Below are 25,656 nucleotides of genomic sequence, written 5' to 3'. Positions count from 1 at the left end.
TAGATGTTCAGGTTCAATAAGAATATAGTATTAAAAAAGGTGATTTTTGTGTTTAGTAGAAAACATTAAACAATCTAAAAAAAAGTGCGGGAGAGGCAATCATGAATAAGATAATAGATGCTCATATCCATCTTGATCAATATTCCGATGATGAGATCGAAAAGTTTTTCCTGGATGGCAATTCAATTGACAAGGTTATATCCGTGAGTATGAATTTGCAATCCTGCAAACGAAATCTGGAGCTTTCTTTCAGAGATTCGAGAATTTTGCCGGCATTTGGTTATCATCCCGAGCAGGCTTTGCCAACCGGCCGTGAACTTGCCGATCTGCTGGAATGGATGGAAAAACACAGGAATACTATGGTTGCGGTCGGAGAGGTAGGTCTGCCGTTTTATCGGAGAAAGAAAGACAAGCAAGGTGAATTTCCGCTCCAGCAATATATCGAATTGCTGGAAACATTCGTCATCCATGCAAAACGATGGGGAAAGCCGATCATCCTTCATGCTGTTTATGATGATGCCTCGATTGTCTGCGGCCTTCTTGAAAAGCATTCGATCGTTAAAGCACATTTTCATTGGTTCAAAGGAGATGCAAAGACATTACGCAGAATCGCGGAAAACGGCTATTATATTTCCATCACACCTGATATCGTTTATGAGAAGGAGATCCAGTCGATGGTATCGGACTTTCCACTTGGCCAGTTGATGGTAGAAACGGACGGGCCATGGCCATTCGAAGGACCGTTTCAAGGAATAAAAACTCATCCGAATATGATTCATGCGTCCATAAAAATCATCGCACAAATCAAAAACCTCCCGGAACCAGATGTGTATCGACGGTTATATATTAATACATTAAAGTTTTACTCATTGGCATTCTAAGCAAGTGGTTAAGAGCAACAGTCTCTTAACCACTTTTTAACATCCATTGGAGCGTACAGCATAACTGAAAGTTGAATGATAAACTTGACTGAGAATTCAGAATAGTTATTGACATGCAATATCTTTGGTGATATTATCTTTTTTCTGCCAGTAAAAAAGAGGAGGCGAAACGGATGATATCTATTGAAGCTTTAAGCAAATTTTTCAAGGTGCCGAAACGTTCAGTTGGGCTAAGGGAAGCGGCAAAATCCCTTTTTTATCGTGAATATACAACGGCAGAAGCACTCAAAGATATTTCTTTCTCCATTAAGCCGGGGGAGATTGTAGGGTATATCGGTCCGAATGGCGCCGGGAAATCGACTACGATCAAAGTAATGAGCGCTATTTTGGTACCTGACAGTGGAACGTGCAGTATCCGGGTTTACTCCGGGCATATTCCTGCTCATGAGGCGATTGAACAAATCATCGTGCAGACTGCCTGGCTCGCAATCCTCATTGGGCTGGGGAAAATTGCAATGGACAAAGCATTGCGAAAACTCGTCGTACAGGGAGGATGATGGAATTGAGGATTTATTTTAAATATGTTCTCATTCTATTTAAGTCACAAATGCAATATCGCTCTTCCTTTTGGCTATTAACTGTCGGCCAGTTCTTTATTCCGTTTGCGATGATTGCGGGTCTTTATTTCCTGTTTGAACGTTTCGGGGAAATCAAAGGATGGGATTTCTTTGAGGTTGCGCTCTGTTTTGCTGTCATCCATATGGCATTTGCGATTAGTGAATGCTTTGCTAGAGGCTTTGATACGTTCTCAACTCTCGTCGGGAAAGGTGAATTTGACAGGCTGCTCGTGCGACCGAGAAGCACGATTATTCAAGTGCTTGGCTCAAAATTCGAATTCAGCAAATTTGGAAGGCTGTTCCAAAGCATCTTGGTTTTGATCTGGGCTATAAGCAATCTTTCCATTGTATGGACTGTAATGAAGGCAGTTACTCTTTTGCTGATGGTCACGAGTGGGGTTGTAATATTTACTGGAATCTTTATGTTGGCCGCAACTATGTGTTTTTGGACGATTCAAGGTGTGGAAGTGGCCAACATTTTTATAGATGGCGGCAGGGAGATGGCTCAATATCCTTTAAACATCTATCAAAAATGGGTTACACACTTTTTTACCTTTGTTATCCCCTTCGGATGTGTCAACTACTTACCGCTAATGTACATTCTTGATAAAACCGAGGGTAATGCTGTACTTTACATGATTTCACCGTTGGCAGGAGTCGCATTTATACTTCCTTGTTTGCGGTTGTGGCAGATTGGAGTCAGGCATTATCGGTCGACGGGATCGTAGTATACAGAGTGCGGGCGAACTACGAAATCGATAAATGAACGAATAGCGGACAACGAAATGGAGTGGGAGGGGGTAACTCTAGAAAACTTTATATCTTTATACTAAGGGATATATTAGATAAACATTAAAGTCCGAAGAACTATTAGACAAGATTATCACATATGAACTATATTGAATATACTGAATAATAAAATACTTAATATTGCATTTATAAGAGCCAAGATTATTATAAAAATTTTATGTCTAAACTGTATTCGAGAATCACTTATATGTTAATTTTTAATGATAAAAAAATTTCACTAGATAGGATGGTCTAATAAGTGAATATGATTTTTCCGTTGCTTGCTTTTTTAGGTGGCATTGCAATCGCTTTTCAAGACAAAATAAATGGTGGTCTGGGAAGAAAGGTTGGTGTCTTCGAAGGCGCATTTATATCATTTGCCACCGGAGCACTTGCGTTATTTTTAATAATAATTTTTTTTGGTAAAGGTAATTTATCAGCGATTGCAACAGTACCAAAATGGCAATTGATAGGTGGCTTGTTAGGTGCTTTATATGTTTCTTCCATGGTTCTAGTAGTACCAAAGATTGGGGTTGCTACAACGATTATCGCAGTAATTGCTGGCCAGATCATAGTTGGGGTTATCATTGACCATTATGGTCTTTTAGGAGGTATGCAAATTCCTTTTAATTATAAAAAACTAGTAGCGATGATATTTTTATTTGCTTCTGTATATCTCTTTATAAGATAAGTTATAATTCCTTGATATCCTAAATTGCAATTAAAGTTAAATAAGTGGTTTGACTTTTTGCCGAATAAGTAAAGATTGAAGTGTTTAAGAGAATACAATTCAAATCTCAGAAAGGCGACTATTATGGATGGAATTGGTGCAATAATTTTAGCTGCTGGACAAGCAACTAGGTTTGGAAAGTTGAAGCAATTTCAGCTGTTGGCAAATAAGCCTCTATTTATTTACCCAGTTGAATTGGCATCTCAATTAAAATTAAACCCGATTTTACTAGTCGGAAATAGTAAAAGTTCTGAGCATATGCTGAATGCTATTAATGAATTAAATGTCACTTACCTTGAAAATAATGAATCAAGCCAGGGTATGTCAACGTCATTGAAAAAAGGATTATTAATATTAGGTAATGATATAAATGCAGTATTGGTGTTTTTAGGAGACCAACCATTCATTCCAGCCTCAGTGGTTGACAAGTTAATTCGGACTTACAAAGAGCAATATAAAAGAGGAGTCCGTATCGTTCGCCCCTCTTATAAGGGAAAGAAAGGACACCCAGTACTTTTTGATCGAAGCATTTTTCCAGCTTTGTTTGCTATTAAGGGAGATAGAGGAGCTAGAGACATTATTGAGTCCCATAGTGAACAAGTGGAAACTGTTGAGTTTTCTACGATGGAATGGAATTTGGATATTGATACACAAAATGATTTAGATATCGCCCGAGATTATTTAATTAAATTAACAAGCAATACAAGCGACTAATTTTGAAAATTTACTTTTGGGGAGGAGTAAAGAAGAGTTTTATACTCACGCTACTAATAATTTTATAGATTTAAAATGTATAATCGATTTTTAATAAAAAATAATCGATTATTTTTTATTTTGTGGTTTACAAGTAAAATGAAAGCGCTTATAATTACAAAAAAGGTTAAATATTTAGAAAATTATAATAATCGATTATTGATCAAAGACGAGATTATAGTACTTCTTTTTATAAAACCCTTATACATTGGAGGATTAATAATTATGATTATCTGGCTTAATGATTCATTGGGTAAAGAGTTGTATCTAACTGGAGGCAAAGGGGCTAGTCTAACCCGTATGGCTTGTGCCGGACTACCAATCCCAGAGGGATTCGTAGTTTCTACTGAAGCTTATCTTAAAGAGTTATCTGAAGCGGGTGTTAGCTCACTCATTGCAAAAGAGTTAGCTGGTCTTGATTTGCATAATGAAGCTGCAGTTGAGAAGGTGTCATCAACAATCCGGACGGCGATTGAATCGATAACATTGACTGAGGAGTTAGAAACCGAGATAACGGTCTCCTATCAGAAACTATGCCCCTCAAACGGGCCGGTAGCAGTCCGTTCAAGCGCTACTGCAGAAGATTTACCTGAAGCCAGCTTTGCTGGACAACAAGATACATACTTAGGAGTTGTAACAGCCGAACAAGTAATTCAAAGGGTCAAAGACTGTTGGGCTTCTTGTTTTACAGACAGAGCTATAGCATACCGGCTCCGTCACGGTATTAGGCACGAACAACTTGCGGGAGCAGTAGTTGTTCAGAAATTGGTTGAAGCAGATAAAGCGGGTGTGATGTTTACTGTTAATCCTATAACTAAAAGCGAACAGGTTGTTGTAGAGGCCTGTTGGGGCTTAGGAGAAGCACTGGTTTCGGGCGAAGTAACACCGGATCAATACACAGTGGATAAAAAATCAAATCAAATCTTAAATGTAAGCGTTTTACCTAAACTAAAAATGGTAGTTCGCAGTGAAAAGGAAGTGAAACACCAATCCGTACCTGCAGAAAAGGTTCGGGCCCGTGTCTTAAGTGAAATTGAGTTGTCAAAATTAAATGAAGTGGCGATAACCCTTGAACGTTTTTTCGGTTCACCACAAGATGTTGAATGGGCTATTAAATTAGGAAAGGTTTATTTGCTTCAAAGTAGACCGATCACAACCATTTAAAAGGAGGTTTGAAATGTGGAATGGCTAGAAACAACTCATGAACCATCAATAAAACGAACGATTTTGCGTGATGAAGTGAAGGAATATATTCTTAAGGCAATTCTAAGTGGAGCTCTAAAACCTGAAGATCGCATTGTGGAGACACAGGTTGCTCGTCATCTAGGCGTAAGCCAGGCACCAGTTAGAGAAGCACTAAGAGAATTGGAACAAATCGGAGTACTTCTAAGTAAACCATATAGGGGAACCTTTGTAAAAAAACTATCTATTGAAGAATTAAAAGAGCGATATATTGTACGTGCTTCTCTTGAGGAGACGGCAGCCCGATTAGCAGTTCCAAAATTATCAGAAGATATTATTCAGAAGTTGGAACAATTAATTGAGAATATGATTATGACCGCTGAAGCTGGAGATTTACGACAAATGATTTCATTAGATGTTGAATTTCATCGTACTTTCATTAGAGCATCTGGAAATGAATTTTTGTTATCAGTATGGGAAAACATCAATCCCGGCAGCTGGACAATGGTAACCACACATTATGCAAAGAGGGATTTAGTTGAGCTTGCAAAAAGGCATCATGATGTCTTAAACGCTCTTATCTCCGGTGACCCGATGCATGCTAGCTATGTCATTCGTGCCCATATTGAAGAATTAGCTCCGAATTGTTAGTTTTACAGGAATTAAGCAAATCGGTCTTTCCAAGACCTTATGCATAAATTTTGATTAAGGGGGAATTTTCATGACAGTTAAGAGCACTTCGAATGATGTTTTAGGTGAATTTTTCGGCAGTCCTAGTTTTCAGGTAAACTGGCAAAGCGAAGCGGATAAAAAAGAGTTCTGGTGGTTTGACGATCTTCATGTCCCACGCCCAGTATCTCCGCTTTATTTTGATATCGGTGGTTGGTGGGGTGATGCGTGCAAGTATATGTACCGACGTTTTGGAGTTCCTTTCGGAAAAGACTGGCAAGCTCGAAATATTAACGGTTATGTGTATACTGCAGTAATGCGTCGAGAGGCTGAAGAGGCAGAGAAGTTAGCACCTTATTTTGGAATGATGTTACCAATCTATGCAACTCGCTTTCTTAAATGGTGGGATGATCGATATTTGCCAGAAATCAAACGAAATTTAGAATATCTTGACAAATTTCCTTACGATGAAGCAAGTTTACCCGAAATGATGGTTCTACTTGAGGATGCTCTAGATATTCAGGAACGTCATTTGCGGATTCACTGGATACTAAACCTAGCTCAGTTTGCTGCTTTCCAACAATTCGGCCAAGTGGCAAGCGAAGTTGCGGGTGAAGAAGCTGCATCAAAATTTTCCGGAAAAATACTTGTTTCTGTTCAGGACAAAAACTGGGATTCCTCTAGAGATTTATGGAGTATAAAGGAAGAAATTAAAGTAGATTCAGCTTTACAAGCTGTTTTTTCAGACCATGATAATTTCCAAGATATTATTACCTCATTAGATTCTTCACCTCGTGGAAAAGAAATACTTCAAAAGATTAATGACTACAAAGAAGAATATGGATACAAGGCTGTTTATACACATGAGTATACTTATGAGCTCTGGAAGGAGAATCCAGCACCCATCTATGAAATGCTCCGAAATTACCTCGATTCTGATTATGACTTCCATAAAGATATTACTAGAGTAGCTGAGGAGCAAAAGAACGCAGTAGAAGGCTTGAGAAGTCTTATCCAAAGCGAAGATGATTCAAAAAAATTCGAGAGCGCACTTGAGCTTGCTCTTGCTATGGCACCTTTAACTCCAGATCACCACTTCTACATAGACCAAGGTACCTACGCACGTATGAGAATTTCAATAAAAGAATTAGGAAAGAAATTTGCGGCTCGTGATGGCATTAATCAACCTGAGGATATTTTCTATCTTCTTTATGATGAAATACGCCAGCTTGCAGCAACGCCAGATGCCTTCGATGCGCGTGCATTAGTAGCCGAGCGCAAAGCTGAACAAGATAGAGCCAATGACATAACTCCACGAGATTGGGTTGGCACTGCTGATTACTGGTCCTTATACGAACAAGCCTATGTAGGAGTTTGGGGTTACCCTGAGCGCTTTGAACTTTCTAAAACAAAAGATCAAGAAACTACAGAAATTCAAGGTTTGGCTGCTTCACCAGGTGTCGTTGAAGGCATAGCCAGATTTGTGAATAATCCAGAAGACTTTGACAAGATAAAACAGGGAGAAATTCTTGTGTGTAGAATGACAAATCCAGCATGGACCCTACTTTTCAGTAAAATCTCGGGTCTTGTAACTGATTCAGGGGGCGCTCTTTCTCATCCTGCTGTAATTGCTAGGGAGTACGGTATTCCAGCGGTAACAAGTACTTTGGATGCAACCAGTAAGATTCGAACCGGTCAACGTATCAGGGTTGACGGAAGTACCGGTATTGTATCGATTATAGAGTAAACATAGTTATCGGGCCGCTTTTGTTGCGGCCTGATAATTTGATAACCTTACGGGAAAACCTTTTCCCTGACCAGGGATACACAAATTAAGGAGGAACCAATTTGAAACGGCGGATAATTGACCTAAGCATGACAGTTGGACCAGATATGCAAACTTTCCCACGAGTCGCACGCCCGATTATAGCTCAGGTGGAAAGCCATAGTGAATTTGCTGATAACATTGGCGCTTTGAAATATGGTGTTGATTGGCTTACTGCCCATTGCGTGATTGTACAAGGAGATCATATTGGAACACATATGGATACTCTTCGTCATATGAGGGATGATGCGCCAGGTGCTGAAGGCATTCCCTTAGATTATTGTTTTGGAGATGGGGTTCGACTGGACTTTCGGCACAAGGAACCTGGCAGCATTATTTCTGCAGAGGATATCGAAAAAGCCGAAAAAGACATGGAGTACCAAATCAAGGAACGAGATATTGTGTTGATCTGGACAGGAGCTGGTGAGTTCAATCAGGAGGATAGGTACCAAAAAGACTTTTGCGGGATGAGTGCAGAGGCAACGATATATCTTATTGAAAAAGGAGTTAAGGTAATGGGGTGTGATGCACCAACTTTTGATCCGCCAGTATGGTCGATGTTTGAAAAGCAAAAGTTTTGGGAGGCACACAGGGTTATGCTAACCCATGAATATTATCACCTGGAAAATATGCAAAATTTTGAACAACTTCCTGGAGCAACTGGTTTCTTGTTATCGGTGTTACCGGTGAAATGGGAAAAATCAACTGGCGCTGCAGTTAGAGCAGTAGCTATTGTTGAAAGTAACCATCAATGATAAGGAGGAAAAGATGCTATGCGTATTGAGCATACAATCCAATTAAAAGCAGAGCCTGAAGTCGTATGGGATTGGGTAAGTGCAATTGAGCGCGTTGCTGATTGCATCCCTGGAGTTGAAGACATGACAGCTATACAACCTGGAAAGCAGTACAATGCACTTGCAAAAGATCGTGTGGGTCCTTTTAAAGTATCCTTTCCTATGGAGTTAACATTAGAAGAGTCAGAAAAACCTAAAATGACAATTAAAGCTAGTGGTCAAGACAAATTCACTAAAACTCATGTTCAACTTGAAATGACGGTTCGTGTAGATTCTAGCTCAACTGGCAGTGGCAGCGAGGTTAATCTTAATTTGAATTATCATATGAAGGGAAAACTAGCAACTTTAGGTCAAGGTATGATTAATCGTAAATTTATGGAAAAAGTTGATGCGTTCACTGTAAACCTTACTGAAGTGTTGGAAGGAGGCGATGGTAATGCTCGGGTCCTTTGACCTGACACATGCTAAAAGTATCGACGATGCTGTCGAACTTAAAGCAAAGTTTGGGGGAGAAGCTGCGTTTTATGCAGGTGGGACTGAGTTATTACAAGTCTTAAAAGAGGGCTTAATTCTGTATGAGCAACTAATCAGTCTAAGGCGTTTACCAGACATGAACCAAATAGAATTTGATGAGGAACAAGGTGTTCTGAGAATTGGTGCACTTACTACTCATGCTGAAATTGCAAAGTCTCCACTTATTCGTCGTTACCAGGCTGCTTTTGCTGAGTTGGAGGACCATATTGGCAACATCAGGATTAGGACATCAGGTACGATCGGAGGAAACTTAGCATTTGCAGAACCACGATCAGATCCAGGAGCCTATTTAGTGGCAGCAAATGCCTCTGTCTATGTGAGATCTCTATCGGACTCTCGAATAATACCTATGTCTGATTTCTGGAGAGGGCCTTTTGAAACTAGTTTAGATCCCGGCGAGGTGATCATGCATATTGATGTGCCGATTCTGGAAACACATAATGGAGCGGCTTATAAAAAATTCTCAGTTGCAGAATTCCCGATGGCCGGTGTAGCTGTAATTGTGAAGTTAGATGAAAAAAAAGAAAAGCTTGCCGAATGCAGATTAGTAGTTGCAGCAACCAATCCAATTCCCACTAGATTAACATCGGCCGAAGATTTGCTCGTCGGTGAGTCGTTGGAAATTGTTAATAGAGAGGTTGAATGGTGGGTAGATGCAGCACGACCAGAAATGGACGCAGTTGATGATTATGACGGAAGTGCAGAGTACAAGAACCATGTAGTTGGAGTTCTTCTTCGTGAAGCAGTACAGGAAGCCATAAACAGAGCAAGGGAGGTAAATTAGCAATGAGTACTCATAACATAAATTGCTTTGTAAATGGCGACAAGATAGATTTAAATGTTTCTTCTTCGGATTTAGTAATAGATATTTTGCGGGAAAAATTAGGTTTGATTAGTGTAAAGCGTTCTTGTGATATGCAGGTTTGTGGAGCTTGTACCGTGTTGATAAATGGAAAACCGGTCAGTGCGTGTACTACATTAGCTATTGAGATGGATACTGCCGAAATTACTACTGCTGAAGGGTTAAGTAATGGAAACGAGCTTCACCCAATACAACAGTCATTCATTGATAATGGAGCGCTCCAATGTGGGTTTTGTACTTACGGGATGATGTTATCATCGATAGCACTACTTAATGAAGACCCTAATCCCAATGAAGAACAAATTAAACATTATCTACATGGGAATATCTGTAGGTGCACTGGATACACGACAATTATAAAAGCGGTTCAGCAGGCAGCTGTAGCAAGGGAGGATGGATAAATGGGGAAAATTGAGATAGCCAATTCTCTGAAGACGATTGGCCGAGCTATTCCTCGAACAGATTATCGAGCAAAAATAACTGGTGCTATACCTTATCCTAGTGATGTAGCTGTTGAAGGAATGCTAGAGTCTGCCATAGTCCATAGTCCATTTGCACATGCTGAAATAGAATCTATAGATATTTCTGCTGCAATAGAGGTTCCTGGTGTAATTTGCGTATTGACCAGAGATGATCTCAAAGAATTGGACCCCTATTTTGGACCGGTTTTCCGAGATCAGCCAATACTTGCGATCGATCGGGTTCGTTATGAGGGTGAACCAGTTGTAGCCATTGTTGCTGTTGATCGTAAAACAGCACACTATGCAGCTAGTTTAGTTGAAGTTGAATATCACCCTCATCCAGAGATAGATAATTTGGAAGCTGCTCTTGAGCCAAATGCACCTCTTGTCCAATCTTATGCTCAGCGAGGAAGTCACTATAGTAAAGTCTTAGCTGACGCGGATCCCCGACACACTTCGAATGTAGCTTTTAAGTGGGATTATGATCGAGGTAACGTTGTTGCCGGGATGGCTACTGCAGATCTAATAATAGAGAATGAGTACCGGGTACCTATTATTCATCACTTTCCTCTCGAGCCAATACATACGGTTGCAAAAATGGACTCGGAAGGAATTACAGTTTGGACGGGAACTCAAACTCCAATGGCTGTGCGCCAGGATTTAGCTGTAATTTTCGGATGTCCTCAATCTAAAATACAGGTAGTTTCTTTCCCGATGGGTGGTTCGTTTGGAGCAAAAGCTTTTAGTAAGGTTGAACCTTTGGCGGTAGCCCTTGCTCGAAAAGCTGGAAAGCCAGTAAGGGTAGCTCTCTCCATGTCTGAGACTGCAAGAACAATTCGTCGAGCAGGTGCTAGAGTCAAAATTAAAAGTGGAGTCAATCGGGACGGAACTTTAGTTGCAAGAAAAGTAGAAATCGATTATCAGATTGGAGCATATGCAGACTGTGCACCACGTGTAGCGCAAAAAGGTGGATATGTTTCTGCAGGACCTTACCGAATCCCAAATCTTGAAATTCGATCCCGCGCTATATATTCAAATACACCACCTAGTGGGGCCTATAGAGGTTTCGGTGTACCACAAGCAACATGGGCTTATGAACAACATACAGATGAACTTGCAAAAGCTTTAGGAATGGATGCTATAGAATTTCGTCTGAAAAATATGTTGGAGCGTGGAGAGTCATATGCTGAAGGTGATACACCAATAGATACTGATTATGCACCGGTATTAAGAGAATTAGCCAATGAACTTGAATGGGATCAACCTTTAAAACCGTGGAGAGGCCGTGGTGTTGCAGTTTCTTTTAAACCGAGTCAGGCGCCTACCGAATCAACAGCTATTGTAAGACTTCATGCGGATGGTAGTGTGTCAGTGTTAATGGGTACTGCTGAGATGGGGCAGGGTTCTAATAGTGCAATGGCACAAATTGCAGCAGAGGAGATAAATATCCCTCTTGAAAGAGTTGTGGTGACTAAACCAGATACGGCAATGGTACCTTTTGATTCAACTACAACTGCTAGTCGATCGACAGTCGCAATGGGGCGTGCCGTCCAAAATGCTGCACGAGATATAAAGTCAAAATTGTTAAAACGGGCTGCTATATTACTTAAGGAATCAGTTGATAATCTAATCATAGAAAATGGAGAAATCGTTTTTGGACAGCAAAGGCTGACTATACCTGAAATTTTATACCAAACGAAAGAGATATCAGGAATTGAAATCATTTCAATAGGCCAGTTTATCCTAGCCCCAACCAGATCTCCTATTGGAGGATCTACACCTTTTTGGGAACCTTGCTGGGTCGCAACTGAAGTTGAGGTAGACCCAAACACTGGAAGGGTAAAGGTATGTCGCCTGCTTACAGCTGTCGACGCAGGGAAAGCAATTAACCTTCAGCAAGTTGAAGGGCAAGATATTGGTTCTTCAATGCAAGGGATTGGGGCAGCACTATATGAGCAAATGATTTTTGAAAGTGGTGTGTTAAGTAACCCCTCACTAGTTCAATATCGTGTACCTCTATTTATGGATGTCCCAGATGATTTTCGTTCGAAAGTGATAGAGAACGAGGATGGACCGGGACCTTTTGGAGCAAAAGGTGTAGGAGAGGGGGGGTTAATGGCAGTCCCAGCTGCGATTGGCAATGCAGTCGCTCAGGCTATAGGAACCCATATAAACCAATTACCATTAACTCCAGAGAGAGTGTGGAGGGCAATAACAAAGAAAGAGGGGTCAGAAACATGACGGTCTACGTTCATTTTGTACGTCATGAGGAGGTTGCTTCCCACCAAGGGGACGTACCAATTACAGAAGCTGGCTTAGCTTCGGCAGAGGAACATGGAAGACAAATGGCTGAGTGGATAACTGAAAGTGAGCGTGTTTTTTTCTTGCATACTATAACGAAACGGACTCGCCAAACTGCGGAACAGTTGCGTAAAGGTGTTGTTAGAAAATTAAAAGATGTTAACAACCGCACAGTTTCAATTGTTGATCCTTTCAACGAAAATGCCATTCGGAATCCTGACATTTTCTTAGGAGGACTAAGGGTAGAGCTTGTCTCTTCCTATGAAGCTCTGTCTGAACAAATCACGTGTCTTGGGATCGAAGAAGGTCTATTGCCCACACTTCCGTTTTGGCCACCCTTTATGACTAGTTCCGATAGAATTGGTTACTGGTTACATCTCGACAACCCTCCCGGTGAGAATGCCGAAGCGGTTGCTCGCCGTTTAATGGCATATGCGTTAAGTTTAAGTTTTATTCCACATAAGGAGACAAGTCGTTACTTTTGTGTTACGCATTCACCGGTTCTTCGTGCTTTTTTAAAAAAATACTTACTTAAAGAAGACCTTGGTGAACCCGACTATTGTGAATCAATTAATCTATCGTTTTCCAAAGGTATCTGCTCTATCAGATATCGTGAATATCATACAAATATAACTATGGATTTGGAGGAATGAAAATGATCGTATTGGTAGCAAAATATCATTGTAAGCCAGGTAAGGGAGATGAGGTGCAGTCTTATCTAAAAGAGATGAAACCCCTCGTAGAAGAACATGAAAAAGGGTGTGCCGTATATTTCGCAAATCGCTCAGATGATAATTCAGACTTATTTTTACTTTATGAGCAATATGTTGATAATGCTGCTTTAGAAGCCCATAGGGAAACACCACACTTTAGAGAAATTATTGAAGGTAAAATTGTCCCTTTACTTGAAAAACGAGAGCGGGCGTTATTTACATTGGTAGATTATTAAATCATCAATATGAGAGGAGGCAAAGAATGAAACTTATATCATACCAAGTTAATACCCAGGATGGTCCAAAAGTCAGAATAGGAGCAGTACAGGGGTCGAATGCGATTGATCTATCCGCGGCCTATCGCTTAGAATTACTAGCCCGTGGATTGAATTCAAATGCGGCAGAAAGGCTTGCTTCAGCACTCCTTCCGGGAGACATGGTAGCCTTCATTGAAAATGGAGAAGCGGGTCTGGATGCAGCACAAGTTGCAATATCAGCAGCGGTTAAGAAAGGTTATGAAACTGGTCCTAATAATGAAACGATTATTTTTCCTTTAGAGGATGCTAAGCTTCTATCACCTATAACACGCCCGCCTATGTTAAGAGATTTCATGGCGTTTGAGACGCACTTGAAAAATATCTATCCAAAACTGGGTAAAGAAATCCCGCCTGAGTGGTATGAAATGCCGGCATATTATAAAGGTAATCCAAGCAGCTTATCCACGCATGGTGATGAAATTCCAATGCCATCTTATGCTCAAGAGCTGGATTTTGAATTTGAGTTGGCCATAATCATTGGGCGCGGCGGAAAGAACATTCCGCGCGAGGATGCTTTAAGTCATGTGTTTGGTTATACAATTTACAATGACTTTAGTGCACGGAAAATTCAGTCGAAAGAAATAGCCATTGGCTTAGGCCCTTCAAAAGGAAAAGATTTTACTAATGGTCATACATTAGGTCCTTGGATTGTGACAGCTGATGAGATACCTGATATATATAATATGGCTATGAAAGCGAAAGTGAATAATGAAGTATGGTGCGATGATAACTCTGGAAGTATTTATTGGAAATTCGAAGACCTTGTTGCTCATGCTTCTATGGGTGAATATTTACAAGTTGGAGAAGTCCTTGGTACAGGTACCATTGGATGGGGATCCGGTGCAGAAAGAGAAAAATTCCTTTATCCAGGAGATGAGGTTGAGTTAGAAGTTGAAGGAATTGGCATCTTGAAGAATCGTATTGTAGCTGAGAACTCTTAAAAATTTATGTAAAATATTTGACTGGTTCATCACTCATTAAAAACTGAGCCAGTCAAATCATTTTTTTCTGCTCCTGCATAATATTTTGCTAAAATAAACTTTCATTCTTTTGGGGGGAAACCAGTGCGTAAAGTGATTCAAGGATTAAATAAATGCATTGAGGAGAATAGTTCTGCAGTCATTGCCACAATTATTGAGACAGAGGGCTCCACTTACCAACCATCCGGAGTTCGCTGTTTAATACGAGAAGATGGTCGTATAGAAGGCCTTGTCAGTGGTGGATGTGTAGAGCAGGATCTCGCAGAGCGTGTAGGAGATATTATTTCTTTGTTTAAAGCAGAATTGGTATTTTATGATTTTAGAGCAGAAAATGACTTAATTTGGGGTATGGGACTTGGATGTGATGGTACGGTGACATTATTCTTACAACCTTTCGACCCAGTGAATCACTATACTGAATCAATGAATTTATATAACCAACTACTGTCTATTTATGAAGCGAATACGACGTTTAGCATTGGAACGATCATAGAATCTTCAAACATAAAATTATTGCCTATCGGTATGATGACTCAACTAAAGGAAGAAGAATTGGATTTGGGTTCAGAACGGACAGGTTTCGTGAATATCGAATTAAAAGGCATCATGACGCATTGTTTTATCGAAAGGGTTCTTCCTCGTCAGCATGTAACAATCTTCGGGGCAGGACCAGATGTATACCCGGTGGTTAATCAATTGCATGGCATCAATTGGAGAACAACAGTAATTGACCATAGACCACAGTATACAAGTAATCGATTTTTTACTAATGCAAATGCGGTTGTTTTGATAAACCGGTCAGAATACGAAGACATACAAATTGCTAAGGGTTCCTATGCCGTAGTTATGACGCACAACTATGAACTTGATTTAATGTTAGTTCGAAAACTCATCTCAGCAGAAACCCCTTATATAGGAATATTAGGGGCTACAAGGCGGATTAAAAATATAATGGCAGAACTATTGACTGACGGAGAGTGTACTTTTCATGACGGACAAATTCATTCCCCTATTGGTTTGGATCTTGGTGCTAAGTCTCCTGAGGAAATAGCACTAAGCATAATTGCAGAAATGCTAGCCTTTAAGAATAGAAAAAGCGCAAAAAGCAGAATTGTCACTCCACAAGTAAATGTTTATTGTTAATGTCCAAGGAGGATTGTGACGAGCCTTGCAAACAAAAAAAGTAAATAATCGTATTCCCTTATTTTGTGTGGTTACCCTTATATTCTGGTTTTCAATGTATACTTGTGTACCGATTTTAGCCGCATATGTGGAGTATTTAGGTGCATCCTACAGTATGGCAGGGTTGATTGTAGGAATGTATGGTCTAACCCAAATGTTACTTAGAATTCCAGTCGGAGTTATTTCAGATCGGTTTCATAAACGCAAAATATTTATAGTCTTTGGAATGATATTCTCCATCTTATCAGGTATTGGGATAATAGTAACACAAGATATCACTTGGATCTTATTTCTTCGTGCATTAGCGGGGGCAGCTGCAGCGACATGGGTTGACTTTACAATTTTATTTACAAGCTATTATCTAAAAGAAGAAACAACAAAAGCTATTGGAACCATTTCTTTTTATAATATCTCTGGCCAGATGCTAGGGATTTTATGCGGTGGCTGGTTTGCAGATCACTATGGCTGGGAATCGTCGTTTTTAATTGGAGCACTTGTAGGAATGATAGGTTTAATCTGTTCATTTTTTATCATAGAAAGATTTGAAGATGGGCAACAAAGAATTACTTTTCAGGGAGTCCTGGCAGTTGCAGGAGACCGTACGTTATTAACGGTTTCTTTTCTAGCGATTCTTTTTCAAATGTTAGCATTTGCTACAGTTTTCGGTTTTACCCCCGTTTATGCCCATACCTTAGGTGCCAGTAAATTTGACATGGGATTACTTACATTTTTCTCTACGTTTCCTACCGCAATTGCCGCATGGATTGGTGGACGTTATTTATCTGAAAAGCTGGGAGAAAAAAACACTATTATGATTGGCTTTGTCTTAATAGGAGTTTTCACCACTCTTATACCTTTTACGAACAGTATTATTATTTTGATCATTACCCAGACGATCGCAGGTTTCGGAAGGGGGTTTGCATCTCCACTGTTAATGTCGCTAAGTATTAAACATATGAATTCAGGAGAAAGAGCAACTGCAATGGGCTTTTATCAAGCAATTTATGGATTAGGAATGTTTATAGGTCCGTTTTTTATGGGATCAGTTGGAGACTGGCTCACTTTAAAACAGGGATTCATTATACTGGGTCTCCTTGGATGCGTAACAGCCTATTTAACAAAAATAATGATTGTTTCTGTTAAACAAATCAGTGAAGCGGATATTGTGAAAAATTCTGTTCTATAAACAAGGAAAACAACACAACACTGAAATGTTAATGATACTTTAAAAAGGGGAGAATAGAATGGAAAAATTAAAGTTATATATTGATGGACAATGGCTTGAAGGCAGAGAATATGAGGGGCTACGGTCTCCTTATAACCAAGAAGTTATAGCTCAAATTCCACTCGCAGATAATGCTGATGTTGAAGCAGCAATATCTAGTGCTCAAAAAGCTGCAACAATTATGCGCAATATGACTACTTTAGAACGGTCTGAAATTCTTGAAAGAGTCGCTGAACTTTTTCAAGAGAAGCAGGAAGAATGCGCACTTATTTTAGCGAAAGAGAATGCTAAACCTTTAAAATCGGCGCGAGCTGAAATTCTGCGAACAATTGAAACATATAAATTTGCGTCAGAAGAAGCGAAGAGGATACATGGAGAAACCATCCCTTTAGATGCTGCAAAAGGAGGAAAGGGAAGATTTGGTTATACGAAGCGTGAACCGCTAGGTGTTATTGGGGCAATCACTCCATTTAACTTTCCTTTTAATCTCACTGCGCATAAACTAGGTCCTGCCTTTGCTGCCGGGAATACAGTAGTATTAAAGCCAGCATCACAAACCCCACTAAGTGCGTTTATGACAGCAAAAATATTTGAAGAAGCAGGATTGCCTAAAGGAGCATTAAATGTGATCACGGGGAAAGGTAGAGCAATAGGGGATTTAATTGTAACGGATCCCCGAGTGAAAATGATTACATTTACTGGAAGTGTACCTGTCGGAATGGGTATAAAAAATAAATCAGGCTTAAAGCGGGTTACATTAGAATTAGGTTCCAACGCTGCAGTAATAGTAGATAGTGTGTCTGATTTGGATAGTACTGTTGCTAGGTGCGTAGAAGGATCCTTTAATTTTGCCGGGCAAGTCTGTATATCAGTTCAGCGAATATATGTTAGGCAGGATTTATTTAATACCTTTGTTGAGAAAATGATTGAATACACAAAGTTGTTAGTTTTAGGAGATCCACGCTGTGAAGAAACCGATGTGTCTGCTTTAATCCATCCTGGAGAAACAGATAGAATAGAGAGTTGGGTTGCGGAGGCAGAGAAAGCTGGCGCAACTATTGCTTATGGAGGAAAAAGGGAAGGAGCTGTGTTCCAACCTACAATTATTGTTAACGGAGGAAAAGATCTTTCTATTTCTTGTAATGAGGCGTTTGGTCCTATTGTAGTTGTTAATTCATATGATAAATGGGATGAAGCAATTAATTTTGTGAACGATTCCGACTACGGATTGCAAGCTGGTGTTTACACCACAAACATTCAAAAAGCATTTGATGCTGTGGAAAGACTTGAAGTTGGAGGTGTCATAATCAATGACATTCCTTCTTTCAGAGTTGACCATATGCCTTATGGTGGGGTCAAGAATAGCGGCGTTGGAAAAGAAGGGGTGAAATATTCAACGGAAGAGATGACAGAATTAAAATTCGTCTCGTTTAAGCTATAGAAAAGAAATCCACTTTTTGAATGGACATGGTGCTTATATGGTTACTAACTGTTAATTATACTGGATGAAAATATTCATGGAACACTTTTTACTGGTAAGGGGGTGCTCTTACCAGTTTTAATATTGAACTAAGATTTTCATAAATAAAGAACGATGATGCTTTAACAAGGGTAATATCTGCTTCTTGGTTTATTAGTCGGTGTCCCTTTCTTTTTTTGTGGTTTTGGTTACGTCAAGAGTTATTGTCATGAGTTTCAACTCATTATCACTCAATGTTTCCAAACTCAACGAGATCCTCTTTGTGACCAATGACCACCAATCTATCTTCCTGATGGAAAATTTGATCAGGGGAAGGGGGCACGATTATATCTTCATCGCTGACAATCGCAATGGCGCTTATATTATATTCAGCACGAAGGTCGACTTCTCGCAAACTTTTTCCGGTCATACTTACTGGGATTTTGACTTCTTCAATGCTGTATTGTTGTGAAAGCTCGATGAAATCTAACACATTCGGGGAGAGAAGCTGATGTGCGACCCGTTCACCCATGTCTCTCTCCGGGTAGACAATCCAATCTGCTCCTACTTTATTTAACACTTGTCCATGGCGTTTGCTCAGTGCCTTTGCGATTACTTGCTTTGCTCCTAACTCTTTTAATAGCAGTACGGTCAAAATACTTGCTTGCATATCATCCCCAATTGCCACGATGACGCAGTCAAAATTTCGAATCCCGACTGATTTTAGGGCTTCCTCTTCGGTAGAGTCCGCGACAACTGCATGAGTGACAGATAATCCAGCATCTTCGACGTGCGCCTCTTTAATATCGATTCCCAACACATCTTGGCCGGCTTCGTAAAGTTTTCTAGCTACGCTCATTCCGAACCGTCCCAATCCAATCACAGCATATCCTTGTTTTGGCATCTGATGTTTACACTCCTTCTAAGTAATTAGCCAATCATGATTTTTCCTTTTGTATAACGGAAGGCATCCGGCTTCCGCCTCATCGCGACCGCATATGCCACCGTCAACGGCCCCAATCTTCCCGCAAACATCGTAAAGATAATTAGTATCCGGCCAATCGGAGATAATTCCGGAGTCAATCCCATTGAAAGCCCTACGGTACCAAAAGCTGAAGTGGCTTCAAATAAATAGACGATAAAATTGCTAGCCTCTTTTTCCGTTATCGTCAGCAACATGGTAATGACCATAACAAGAAATAGCCCACTTACTGTAACAGTTAATGCTCTAAATATCGTATCAATAACAATTCGGCGTCTAAATAACACAACATCTTCTTTCCCTTTAATCTGGGACCACACAGTTTTTAATAAAACTGCCAGGGTAGTTACTTTTATACCCCCGGCGGTTGAGCCGGGACCGGCGCCAATAAACATTAGAAATACGAGCAGGAACAATGTAGATTGTGTTAAGTCGGCAATCGGCAATGTATTGGTACCTGCTGTCCGTGGGGTGACAGCCTGAAACAATGCCCCTAATACTTTTCCCATATAAGATAACGGCTCTATCGTTTTTTCATTTCCAAATTCAAACAAGAATATTAAAATCGTTCCACCTAAAGTAAGAATCAGACTTGTTAGCAATACGACCTTCGTATGCTCTGATAAACGGTGGGTGTCATGGTATTCATAAAGTTCATTCAAAACAATAAAACCAATTCCACCTAATGTGATAAGCGCGCACACGGTTAGGACTACTGTAGGATCATCTACATACGGGGTCAAACTTCTATATTCTCCCATTAAATCAAACCCGGCATTATTGAAATTTGATATTGAATGAAAGATACCAAAATAGATTGCTTTTCCAATCGGCATATCGAAGGCAAAACGAATTGCCAAAATGATCGCACCGGCAATTTCAAAAACGGCAGTGAAAATTAATACTCTTTTTACCAATCTTACAATTCCCTCAATCGACAAGTTGTTCAAAGATTGCTGGAGCAACAGCCTTTCTCTAAGTGAAATTCTTTTTCCCAACAGGAAGAAGAAAAAAGTTGCAAAGGTCATAAATCCTAAGCCACCCACTTGGATAAGCGCTAAGATGACGATTTGTCCGAACTTGGTAAAGGCAGTTCCAGTGTCAACCACAACCAGCCCTGTTACACATGTAGCAGATGTAGCGGTAAATAAAGCATTTAGAAATGTGAGACCACTTCCATCGACCGTGGCTATAGGAAGGGTTAACAAACATGCACCGATCAATATCACGGTGGCGAAGCCCAGTACAAGTATTTTTGGAGGGTCTAAGAAATCTCTTGTCTTTTTCATTTTTTACCTGCCTGACTGTAATGAATTTGGAGGCGAAAGTTCACATTAAATATCGGAGATATATATAAATTGTTGAGATGAGGATGGAAAGGATCATAAAAGGAAATCCAACAATTAAATATTTACCAAAAGCAATAGGATGTCCTTCTTTTGCAGCTAATCCAGCTACAACTAAATTGGCGCTTGAGCCAATTAGTGTGCCGTTGCCCCCCAAACAAGCACCAAGGGCAAGACTCCACCACAATGGTTCCAAATCATTTATACCCATTTCACCCATTTCTTTAATCATTGGAATCATAGTTGCTACAAACGGGATATTGTCAACAAATGCTGACAGGAGAGCACTCATCCATAATATGAGAAGTGTAGTCGTTTTCAATTCCCCGCCAGTCAAGAATAAGGCTTTTCTGGCTAAAGCTGATATTAGCCCCGTCTCAACCAGCCCGCCAACGATAACAAACAAACCAATGAAAAAAAATATCGTCGTCCATTCTACTTTTTCCAGGGCTCGATCCAAATACTTGTCCCCGGTAATCAAAAGTAAAAGGAACGCTCCGGCTAAAGCAATCGTTGCAGTTTGTATTTCAATAAATTGATGGAGGAAAAACCCGCCAATCGTTACAGCAATGATAAACAAGCACTTTATTAATAATTTTTTATCTTTTATTTCAGATTTTTCATCTTTCTCAAGTAAGCGGTTCTTCAATTCCTGTGTGGTCGTTAATCGTTTTCGATAGATTATTGAGAATAAAAACACGGTTACTATTAAAATGATCAAAGAAATCAAAGCCAAGTTTTCAATAAATGACAGGAACGTTAATTCTTCTACTGCACTGCCGATCATGATATTCGGTGGGTCCCCGATCATCGTAGCTGTCCCGCCAATATTTGCGGCTAATATTTCAGAAATGAGGAATGGAATTGGGTTAACTTTTAATAAAGAAGTAATGTTTAAAGTAACTGGTACGACTAATAGAACTGTCGTAACATTGTCTAAAAACGCAGACGAAATAGCGGTTACCAGGCTAAACACGATAAGAATTCTGATGGGATGTCCTTTTACTTTTTTCGCTGACCAGATGGCGATGTATCCAAATAATCCTGTAAGTGACGTAATGTTTACTATAATCATCATTCCGATTAATAGACCCAACGTATTAAAATCAATATGGTGAAGGGCAGATTCCTGATCAAGGATGCCAAAGTAAATCATCAATAAACCGCCAACCAGGGCAATAATAGTTCGATGAATTTTTTCGGAAATAATAAAAGCATAAATGATAAGAAAGATACTTAATGCAATAATTGCATCAAAACTCATAAATAAGCCTCCTGAACAAATGTCAACGATAGTATTTCGCTTAATTCTAATTCCATTCGCTTGCGAACTTAATTGAAAGAATTAGGCCGGATAAAATCGTGGTATGCAGGTAGCTTAAGATTTATTTTTGGTATCAAAAAAAGCAGGGAAAGATCGATTATTTATTAGCAGTATAGTCAAGGAGGCTAAAACAGTGCAAGCTTTTCGGGCACGATGAGAGCACATTTAATCGATATGTTAGATGAATCCCTCAGGGCTATTATCGAAATCTGGGCAGAAAAAAGCTTGCTATGTTTATGCTATTTGGCTGCCATCTCTTTCCAAGGCTACTACTCTTCTGTATTGCTAGAAGCGAAGCAGATAAGTGAAGACGTGATTTATACTGGGAATATTTCTGTCTGGATTAGAAAAAATAATTCACGTGAGTAAATCAATGTATTTAGCTTAGCTAAACCGAAAAACGAATGAGATTGTCTTAACCACAGCAGAAGAATTCCATATGACTGATAGTACTGTCTAATTTTACATAATTGTTCGTTTTTCAATTAAAGATATGCTTTATGCAATGTACGCTTGCAAGAAGGGCTGAAATAATTCCGATGCCTAAACCTATGACTCAATAATAAGAAAGGAAACGTTTGTGAATTTTTTGTGTAGCATGTTCGGATTAGATTATAAATATCGTTAAGGTGTGTATCTTATCATGAATATTCTTGTCACATGCAATGAACATTACATTCATCCTTTGAAGGTGATGCTAAAATCACTATTTGTGAATAACGGAAAAGAAAGTTTTTCTATTTACATTGTGTACTCAAATATATTGGATCAACAGCTGAAAGAATTGAAAGATTATGTAGAATCAGAAGGGCATAAACTCCATCCTACTCCCATTGACCCAAAGTTGTTTGCAGGGCTGCCAACTTTTCGCCACTTTACAATTGAAATGTATTATCGTCTAGCTGCCCACAAAGTATTGCCGAATCATTTGCAGCGAATACTCTACCTTGATCCCGATATTGTTGTCATTAATTCAATATCCGAATTATATTGGACGGAATTTGGGGATTCTTATTTTGTTGCTTCAGAACATAAGCATTTCTCACACATCACCCGTGCATTCAATAAACTTCGGTTAAACACACCCCGTGCACACGGATACTTTAATACCGGTGTTCTTTTGATGAACCTGCACTCACTTAGAAACGAAGTAATCCTGGGCAATGTTTTCCAATATATTAAAAAAAATAAGCGAAAACTCATTTTACCTGATCAGGATGTACTGAATGCACTGTATTGGGATAAAGTGATTCCTGTCGATTGTTATCGCTTTAACTATGAAGCAAGATATTATCAGTTAAGCAAATTAATTATCAATAACAAAAGGGACTTACAATGGATCCAAACCAACACCGTTTTTATCCACTATTGCGGTAAGAATAAGCCATGGAAATACAAGAACAAGGGTAACTTGGGCCGTTTTTATCTTGAATATGAAAATTTACTATTAGAGAGAACTTAACTTGAACTACATCAGGTGAGAATAATGAATTATTTCCCTCATGGTCGGCACACTTCTTCGTTCTGGAACCGGGAAGGAATATATCGGCCAACACAAGATCAGGCTCTAACGTTTGCATTGACGTTAGAGCCTGTTCTTTTTTGTTTATTTTGTTGCAATGCAGGAAAAAGCGGGCGGAGCAATTGCTGAAACAAGCAAGCTAAAGTAACGCTGTAAAATAAAGTTCATTATAAACAAAGCATTTTTTAAACCTGTTTAATACGTTGCATTTGAAATTTTCCTTCGTAAAGTAATTCAGGTAATCTTCTTCCTTTTGAATGTAATCGCCTTTATCATTAGACCTCATAAACCAATTGCTGATCGGGGACTTTTCAAAAAAGCAAGGTTCGATCACGACAACTTTTCCCTCTGGTTTCAATATTCGTTTGAATTCCTTGATGTAGTTTTCGATCGCTTCTGGAGGAATATGGTGGAGGACAGCGATGATTAAAACAAAATCAAAGCTATTGTCGTCCACGGGAAGTTTATGCCCCTCAAACGCTTCAAATCGGTATTTCGCGTAAAATCGTTTGGCAAAGTTTATCCTGTGTGTATCAGGGTCAATCCCAAAATAATGAACAGGTGAAAACAAGGTACAGTTCGCCCCGGTACCCGCTCCAAAATCGAGAACTTTTTTATCCGTAAAATCAAATTGCCGTTGAAGCTTGTTCTGAATATATACTTTTGTTATCCATTTTGGCCGAACAAATGAGTGATAAATTCGCGGTGATAATTGCAATTTGAGACACCTGCTTTGTTAAGATTTAGTCCTTGTATGCTTGGCTATTCTTGAGTGCACTCATTTATTATGTTCCTACATAAATGAGGGAATACAAAGCGGGCATAAGGAAATCAATGGACGTCGTGGTAAATGGAGAATTTTCCACGAATGAATGGTGTTTATACTTGAATGGCAGTCCTCTGTAATGTTCAAGATTGAATTTTTAATGGGGTTCAGAAAGGATTTTTTCTGTATATGGCTAACTAGTTACATATCACATTTAAAAAGGACGGGGTAACAATGATTCCATTTATTTTTGCATGCATCGCTCCTCACGGCGGTGAGATCATCCCCGAGTTAAAAGGCACTTTGCCGGAACGGATGGGATTAACCTCGAAGGAATATGATCAAGCTCGGAGAAGAAATGAAAAAAGCCAAACTTTATCGAGGCAGCCAAACCCGATGGCATCTGGCAAACATTAATCCTGGCTGGAGCCATTTCAGAGAACGAACGTGTTGTTGAGTTCCGTTCTTATGAAGCACCAACTTATTTTGGGCTCATTTGCGCGGCTTACTACAATAAAAAACAATAAGGAGTTAATTTTGAAAGGTTGATGCCTAAGAGTTGAGATTTCCTAGAGTTAGTATGGAAATATTCATCTTAAAAGCATATGAATTTTTTGGATATAAGTTTTATAATGAAAATAAGTAAAGAATTAATTGAAGGGGATGAGCCTCATGGATTATCAGAAATCGCAGAGAGATCGGAATTTGGATTTACTTAAAGGTATAATCTTTAAAACAATGAGTGATATATCTGTGAATGTATATCTTTTTGGTTCATGGGCCCGTAAAGAAGAAAAGCGAACTTCCGATATAGACATTGCTCTTCAATCAAAAGAAGAGATTCCAGCTGTAAAATGGATAGAACTTCGGGAAAGAATAGAAGAATCAACGTTACCCTATAAAGTTGATTTAGTTGATCTATCAAAAGCAGCTCCTGTTTTTAAAGAAAAAGTGGAGAGAGAGGGAATTTTATGGAGAGATTACTCGAACGGCTCCAGCTCGCAAACAAAGCATTAAAAGCGTTTCATGAAGTAATACAAATCGAAACTCCTTCCAGTATTGAACGTGATGCAGCAATTCAAAGGTTTGAGTTTAGCTTTGAAGCTTGCTGGAAAGCAGGAAAGCAATTTTTATATGATATTGAGGGTCTGGATATTGGATCGCCCAAAGGTGTTATGCGTTCTTTTCATGAAGTGGGCACATTTTCTGAAGAAGAAACAATACTCAGTTTGAAAATGGTAGATGACCGTAATCTGACTGTACACACTTATAATGAAGAACTGTCGATTGAAATCTTTGGAAAACTGCCCAAGTACTACAGTCTTATGCGTAATTGGATTGATCAATTGAATAGTAAGATGAAAACTGGATGATTTTTTATGACTTTGCTTTGCCAAATCCATGTTTTAAAAAAACCGCTTTGTTGGTAATTAAAGCGGTTT

27 protein-coding genes are annotated in these 25,656 nt (G+C 39.4%); 23 read left to right on the top strand and 4 right to left on the bottom strand.

The genetic code is table 11. The annotated features are described in order from the left end of the window. Positions 1-101: 101 nt before the first annotated feature. The 19 genes from CU635_RS11050 to CU635_RS10960 all read left to right on the top strand — a co-directional run bounded on the left by CU635_RS11050 (position 102) and on the right by CU635_RS10960 (position 18,256). On the top strand, positions 102-881 hold the full coding sequence (locus CU635_RS11050; protein WP_101577419.1) for a TatD family hydrolase: 780 nt from the start codon (positions 102-104) through the stop codon (positions 879-881). Positions 882-1,054: 173 nt separating this feature from the next. Then, on the top strand, positions 1,055-1,438 hold the full coding sequence (locus tag CU635_RS24085; protein WP_101577418.1) for an ATP-binding cassette domain-containing protein: 384 nt from the start codon (positions 1,055-1,057) through the stop codon (positions 1,436-1,438). 5 nt (positions 1,439-1,443) lie between these two features. Then, positions 1,444-2,226: an ABC transporter permease gene (locus CU635_RS11040; RefSeq protein ID WP_180956521.1), complete on the top strand. Its 783-nt coding sequence runs from the start codon at positions 1,444-1,446 to the stop codon at positions 2,224-2,226. A 320-nt stretch (positions 2,227-2,546) separates the two neighbouring features. Further along, entirely contained in the window at positions 2,547-2,978 is a 432-nt protein-coding gene (locus CU635_RS11035; RefSeq protein WP_101577416.1) for a DMT family transporter, read from the top strand. Between the two features lie 123 nt (positions 2,979-3,101). After that, entirely contained in the window at positions 3,102-3,731 is a 630-nt protein-coding gene (locus CU635_RS11030) for a nucleotidyltransferase family protein (protein ID WP_101577415.1), read from the top strand. Between the two features lie 75 nt (positions 3,732-3,806). Beyond that, complete coding sequence (locus CU635_RS11025) at positions 3,807-4,934, top strand: PEP/pyruvate-binding domain-containing protein (RefSeq protein WP_101577414.1); 1,128 nt, start codon at positions 3,807-3,809, stop codon at positions 4,932-4,934. Between the two features lie 15 nt (positions 4,935-4,949). Further along, positions 4,950-5,603, top strand: coding sequence for a GntR family transcriptional regulator (locus CU635_RS11020; RefSeq protein ID WP_101577413.1), 654 nt, complete (start codon positions 4,950-4,952; stop codon positions 5,601-5,603). Positions 5,604-5,673: 70 nt separating this feature from the next. Next, the gene (locus CU635_RS11015) at positions 5,674-7,368 is read left to right on the top strand and encodes a PEP-utilizing enzyme (RefSeq protein ID WP_101577412.1); all 1,695 of its coding nucleotides are present in this window, start codon (positions 5,674-5,676) and stop codon (positions 7,366-7,368) included. A 101-nt stretch (positions 7,369-7,469) separates the two neighbouring features. Next, positions 7,470-8,201, top strand: a complete 732-nt coding sequence (locus CU635_RS11010) for a cyclase family protein (protein ID WP_101577411.1) — start codon at positions 7,470-7,472, stop codon at positions 8,199-8,201. A gap of 18 nt (positions 8,202-8,219) precedes the next feature. Further along, positions 8,220-8,693 carry an SRPBCC family protein gene (locus CU635_RS11005; protein WP_101577410.1) on the top strand — a complete coding sequence of 158 codons (474 nt, stop codon included), beginning with the start codon at positions 8,220-8,222 and terminating at the stop codon, positions 8,691-8,693. Next, positions 8,677-9,558: an FAD binding domain-containing protein gene (locus tag CU635_RS11000; protein WP_180956522.1), complete on the top strand. Its 882-nt coding sequence runs from the start codon at positions 8,677-8,679 to the stop codon at positions 9,556-9,558. The genes CU635_RS11005 and CU635_RS11000 overlap by 17 nt, the downstream gene beginning before the upstream one ends. Before the next feature lie 2 nt (positions 9,559-9,560). After that, on the top strand, positions 9,561-10,037 hold the full coding sequence (locus tag CU635_RS10995; RefSeq protein ID WP_101577408.1) for a (2Fe-2S)-binding protein: 477 nt from the start codon (positions 9,561-9,563) through the stop codon (positions 10,035-10,037). Next, a complete protein-coding gene (locus CU635_RS10990; protein ID WP_101577407.1) occupies positions 10,038-12,338 on the top strand; it encodes a xanthine dehydrogenase family protein molybdopterin-binding subunit in 2,301 nt (766 codons plus the stop codon). Next, positions 12,335-13,051 (top strand): phosphoglycerate mutase family protein, encoded by a 717-nt coding sequence (locus tag CU635_RS10985; protein WP_101577406.1) that lies wholly within the window; start codon positions 12,335-12,337, stop codon positions 13,049-13,051. The genes CU635_RS10990 and CU635_RS10985 overlap by 4 nt, the downstream gene beginning before the upstream one ends. Before the next feature lie 2 nt (positions 13,052-13,053). Continuing rightward, the gene (locus CU635_RS10980; protein WP_101577405.1) at positions 13,054-13,347 is read left to right on the top strand and encodes a putative quinol monooxygenase; all 294 of its coding nucleotides are present in this window, start codon (positions 13,054-13,056) and stop codon (positions 13,345-13,347) included. A gap of 26 nt (positions 13,348-13,373) precedes the next feature. Then, positions 13,374-14,369 carry a fumarylacetoacetate hydrolase family protein gene (locus tag CU635_RS10975; protein WP_101577404.1) on the top strand — a complete coding sequence of 332 codons (996 nt, stop codon included), beginning with the start codon at positions 13,374-13,376 and terminating at the stop codon, positions 14,367-14,369. Positions 14,370-14,492: 123 nt separating this feature from the next. Continuing rightward, on the top strand, positions 14,493-15,551 hold the full coding sequence (locus CU635_RS10970) for an XdhC family protein (RefSeq protein WP_101577403.1): 1,059 nt from the start codon (positions 14,493-14,495) through the stop codon (positions 15,549-15,551). A 25-nt stretch (positions 15,552-15,576) separates the two neighbouring features. Continuing rightward, positions 15,577-16,776 carry an MFS transporter gene (locus CU635_RS10965; RefSeq protein WP_101577402.1) on the top strand — a complete coding sequence of 400 codons (1,200 nt, stop codon included), beginning with the start codon at positions 15,577-15,579 and terminating at the stop codon, positions 16,774-16,776. 58 nt (positions 16,777-16,834) lie between these two features. Further along, positions 16,835-18,256 (top strand): aldehyde dehydrogenase family protein, encoded by a 1,422-nt coding sequence (locus tag CU635_RS10960; protein WP_101577401.1) that lies wholly within the window; start codon positions 16,835-16,837, stop codon positions 18,254-18,256. 265 nt (positions 18,257-18,521) lie between these two features. On the opposite strand, the gene CU635_RS10955 is transcribed toward CU635_RS10960, so the two are convergent. From CU635_RS10955 to CU635_RS10945, 3 genes are read right to left on the bottom strand one after another with little or no spacing between them, the layout of a single operon-like run. Next, complete coding sequence (locus tag CU635_RS10955) at positions 18,522-19,178, bottom strand: potassium channel family protein (protein WP_101577400.1); 657 nt, start codon at positions 19,176-19,178, stop codon at positions 18,522-18,524. Positions 19,179-19,204: 26 nt separating this feature from the next. Further along, complete coding sequence (locus CU635_RS10950) at positions 19,205-20,545, bottom strand: TrkH family potassium uptake protein (protein WP_101577399.1); 1,341 nt, start codon at positions 20,543-20,545, stop codon at positions 19,205-19,207. 40 nt (positions 20,546-20,585) lie between these two features. Further along, positions 20,586-21,866: an ArsB/NhaD family transporter gene (locus CU635_RS10945; protein ID WP_101577398.1), complete on the bottom strand. Its 1,281-nt coding sequence runs from the start codon at positions 21,864-21,866 to the stop codon at positions 20,586-20,588. A gap of 700 nt (positions 21,867-22,566) precedes the next feature. Between CU635_RS10945 and CU635_RS10935 the strand changes: the two genes are divergently transcribed. After that, positions 22,567-23,388, top strand: a complete 822-nt coding sequence (locus CU635_RS10935) for a glycosyltransferase family 8 protein (RefSeq protein ID WP_101577468.1) — start codon at positions 22,567-22,569, stop codon at positions 23,386-23,388. Positions 23,389-23,587: 199 nt separating this feature from the next. On the opposite strand, the gene CU635_RS10930 is transcribed toward CU635_RS10935, so the two are convergent. Continuing rightward, on the bottom strand, positions 23,588-24,166 hold the full coding sequence (locus CU635_RS10930) for a class I SAM-dependent methyltransferase (protein ID WP_101577396.1): 579 nt from the start codon (positions 24,164-24,166) through the stop codon (positions 23,588-23,590). 282 nt (positions 24,167-24,448) lie between these two features. Between CU635_RS10930 and CU635_RS10925 the strand changes: the two genes are divergently transcribed. The 3 genes from CU635_RS10925 to CU635_RS10915 all read left to right on the top strand — a co-directional run bounded on the left by CU635_RS10925 (position 24,449) and on the right by CU635_RS10915 (position 25,587). Then, positions 24,449-24,631: a hypothetical protein gene (locus tag CU635_RS10925; RefSeq protein WP_101577395.1), complete on the top strand. Its 183-nt coding sequence runs from the start codon at positions 24,449-24,451 to the stop codon at positions 24,629-24,631. Between the two features lie 255 nt (positions 24,632-24,886). Next, positions 24,887-25,231, top strand: a complete 345-nt coding sequence (gene mntA, locus CU635_RS10920) for a type VII toxin-antitoxin system MntA family adenylyltransferase antitoxin (protein ID WP_219619897.1) — start codon at positions 24,887-24,889, stop codon at positions 25,229-25,231. Beyond that, complete coding sequence (locus tag CU635_RS10915) at positions 25,186-25,587, top strand: HI0074 family nucleotidyltransferase substrate-binding subunit (protein ID WP_101577393.1); 402 nt, start codon at positions 25,186-25,188, stop codon at positions 25,585-25,587. The genes mntA and CU635_RS10915 overlap by 46 nt, the downstream gene beginning before the upstream one ends. Positions 25,588-25,656 lie beyond the last annotated feature (69 nt).

Origin of the sequence: Bacillus canaveralius, from assembly GCF_002860125.1 — a bacterium.
GTDB lineage: Bacteria > Bacillota > Bacilli > Bacillales > Cytobacillaceae > Bacillus_BJ > Bacillus_BJ canaveralius.
The sequence above is the reverse complement of the archived record's forward strand: the minus strand, read 5'-3'. Positions and strand labels throughout refer to the sequence as shown.

Excerpts from the sequence above, each read along its gene's own strand:
- CU635_RS11050 (WP_101577419.1), top strand. The coding sequence starts at position 102 with ATGAATAAGATAATAGATGCTCATATCCATCTTGATCAATATTCCGAT.
- CU635_RS24085 (WP_101577418.1), top strand. The coding sequence starts at position 1,055 with ATGATATCTATTGAAGCTTTAAGCAAATTTTTCAAGGTGCCGAAACGT.
- CU635_RS11030 (WP_101577415.1), top strand. The coding sequence starts at position 3,102 with ATGGATGGAATTGGTGCAATAATTTTAGCTGCTGGACAAGCAACTAGG.
- CU635_RS11025 (WP_101577414.1), top strand. The coding sequence starts at position 3,807 with ATGTATAATCGATTTTTAATAAAAAATAATCGATTATTTTTTATTTTG.
- CU635_RS11015 (WP_101577412.1), top strand. The coding sequence starts at position 5,674 with ATGACAGTTAAGAGCACTTCGAATGATGTTTTAGGTGAATTTTTCGGC.
- CU635_RS11005 (WP_101577410.1), top strand. The coding sequence starts at position 8,220 with ATGCGTATTGAGCATACAATCCAATTAAAAGCAGAGCCTGAAGTCGTA.
- CU635_RS11000 (WP_180956522.1), top strand. The coding sequence starts at position 8,677 with ATGCTCGGGTCCTTTGACCTGACACATGCTAAAAGTATCGACGATGCT.
- CU635_RS10995 (WP_101577408.1), top strand. The coding sequence starts at position 9,561 with ATGAGTACTCATAACATAAATTGCTTTGTAAATGGCGACAAGATAGAT.
- CU635_RS10990 (WP_101577407.1), top strand. The coding sequence starts at position 10,038 with ATGGGGAAAATTGAGATAGCCAATTCTCTGAAGACGATTGGCCGAGCT.
- CU635_RS10985 (WP_101577406.1), top strand. The coding sequence starts at position 12,335 with ATGACGGTCTACGTTCATTTTGTACGTCATGAGGAGGTTGCTTCCCAC.
- CU635_RS10980 (WP_101577405.1), top strand. The coding sequence starts at position 13,054 with ATGATCGTATTGGTAGCAAAATATCATTGTAAGCCAGGTAAGGGAGAT.
- CU635_RS10975 (WP_101577404.1), top strand. The coding sequence starts at position 13,374 with ATGAAACTTATATCATACCAAGTTAATACCCAGGATGGTCCAAAAGTC.
- CU635_RS10960 (WP_101577401.1), top strand. The coding sequence starts at position 16,835 with ATGGAAAAATTAAAGTTATATATTGATGGACAATGGCTTGAAGGCAGA.
- CU635_RS10955 (WP_101577400.1), bottom strand. The coding sequence starts at position 19,178 with ATGCCAAAACAAGGATATGCTGTGATTGGATTGGGACGGTTCGGAATG.
- CU635_RS10950 (WP_101577399.1), bottom strand. The coding sequence starts at position 20,545 with ATGAAAAAGACAAGAGATTTCTTAGACCCTCCAAAAATACTTGTACTG.
- CU635_RS10945 (WP_101577398.1), bottom strand. The coding sequence starts at position 21,866 with ATGAGTTTTGATGCAATTATTGCATTAAGTATCTTTCTTATCATTTAT.
- CU635_RS10925 (WP_101577395.1), top strand. The coding sequence starts at position 24,449 with ATGATTCCATTTATTTTTGCATGCATCGCTCCTCACGGCGGTGAGATC.
- mntA (WP_219619897.1), top strand. The coding sequence starts at position 24,887 with ATGGATTATCAGAAATCGCAGAGAGATCGGAATTTGGATTTACTTAAA.
- CU635_RS10915 (WP_101577393.1), top strand. The coding sequence starts at position 25,186 with ATGGAGAGATTACTCGAACGGCTCCAGCTCGCAAACAAAGCATTAAAA.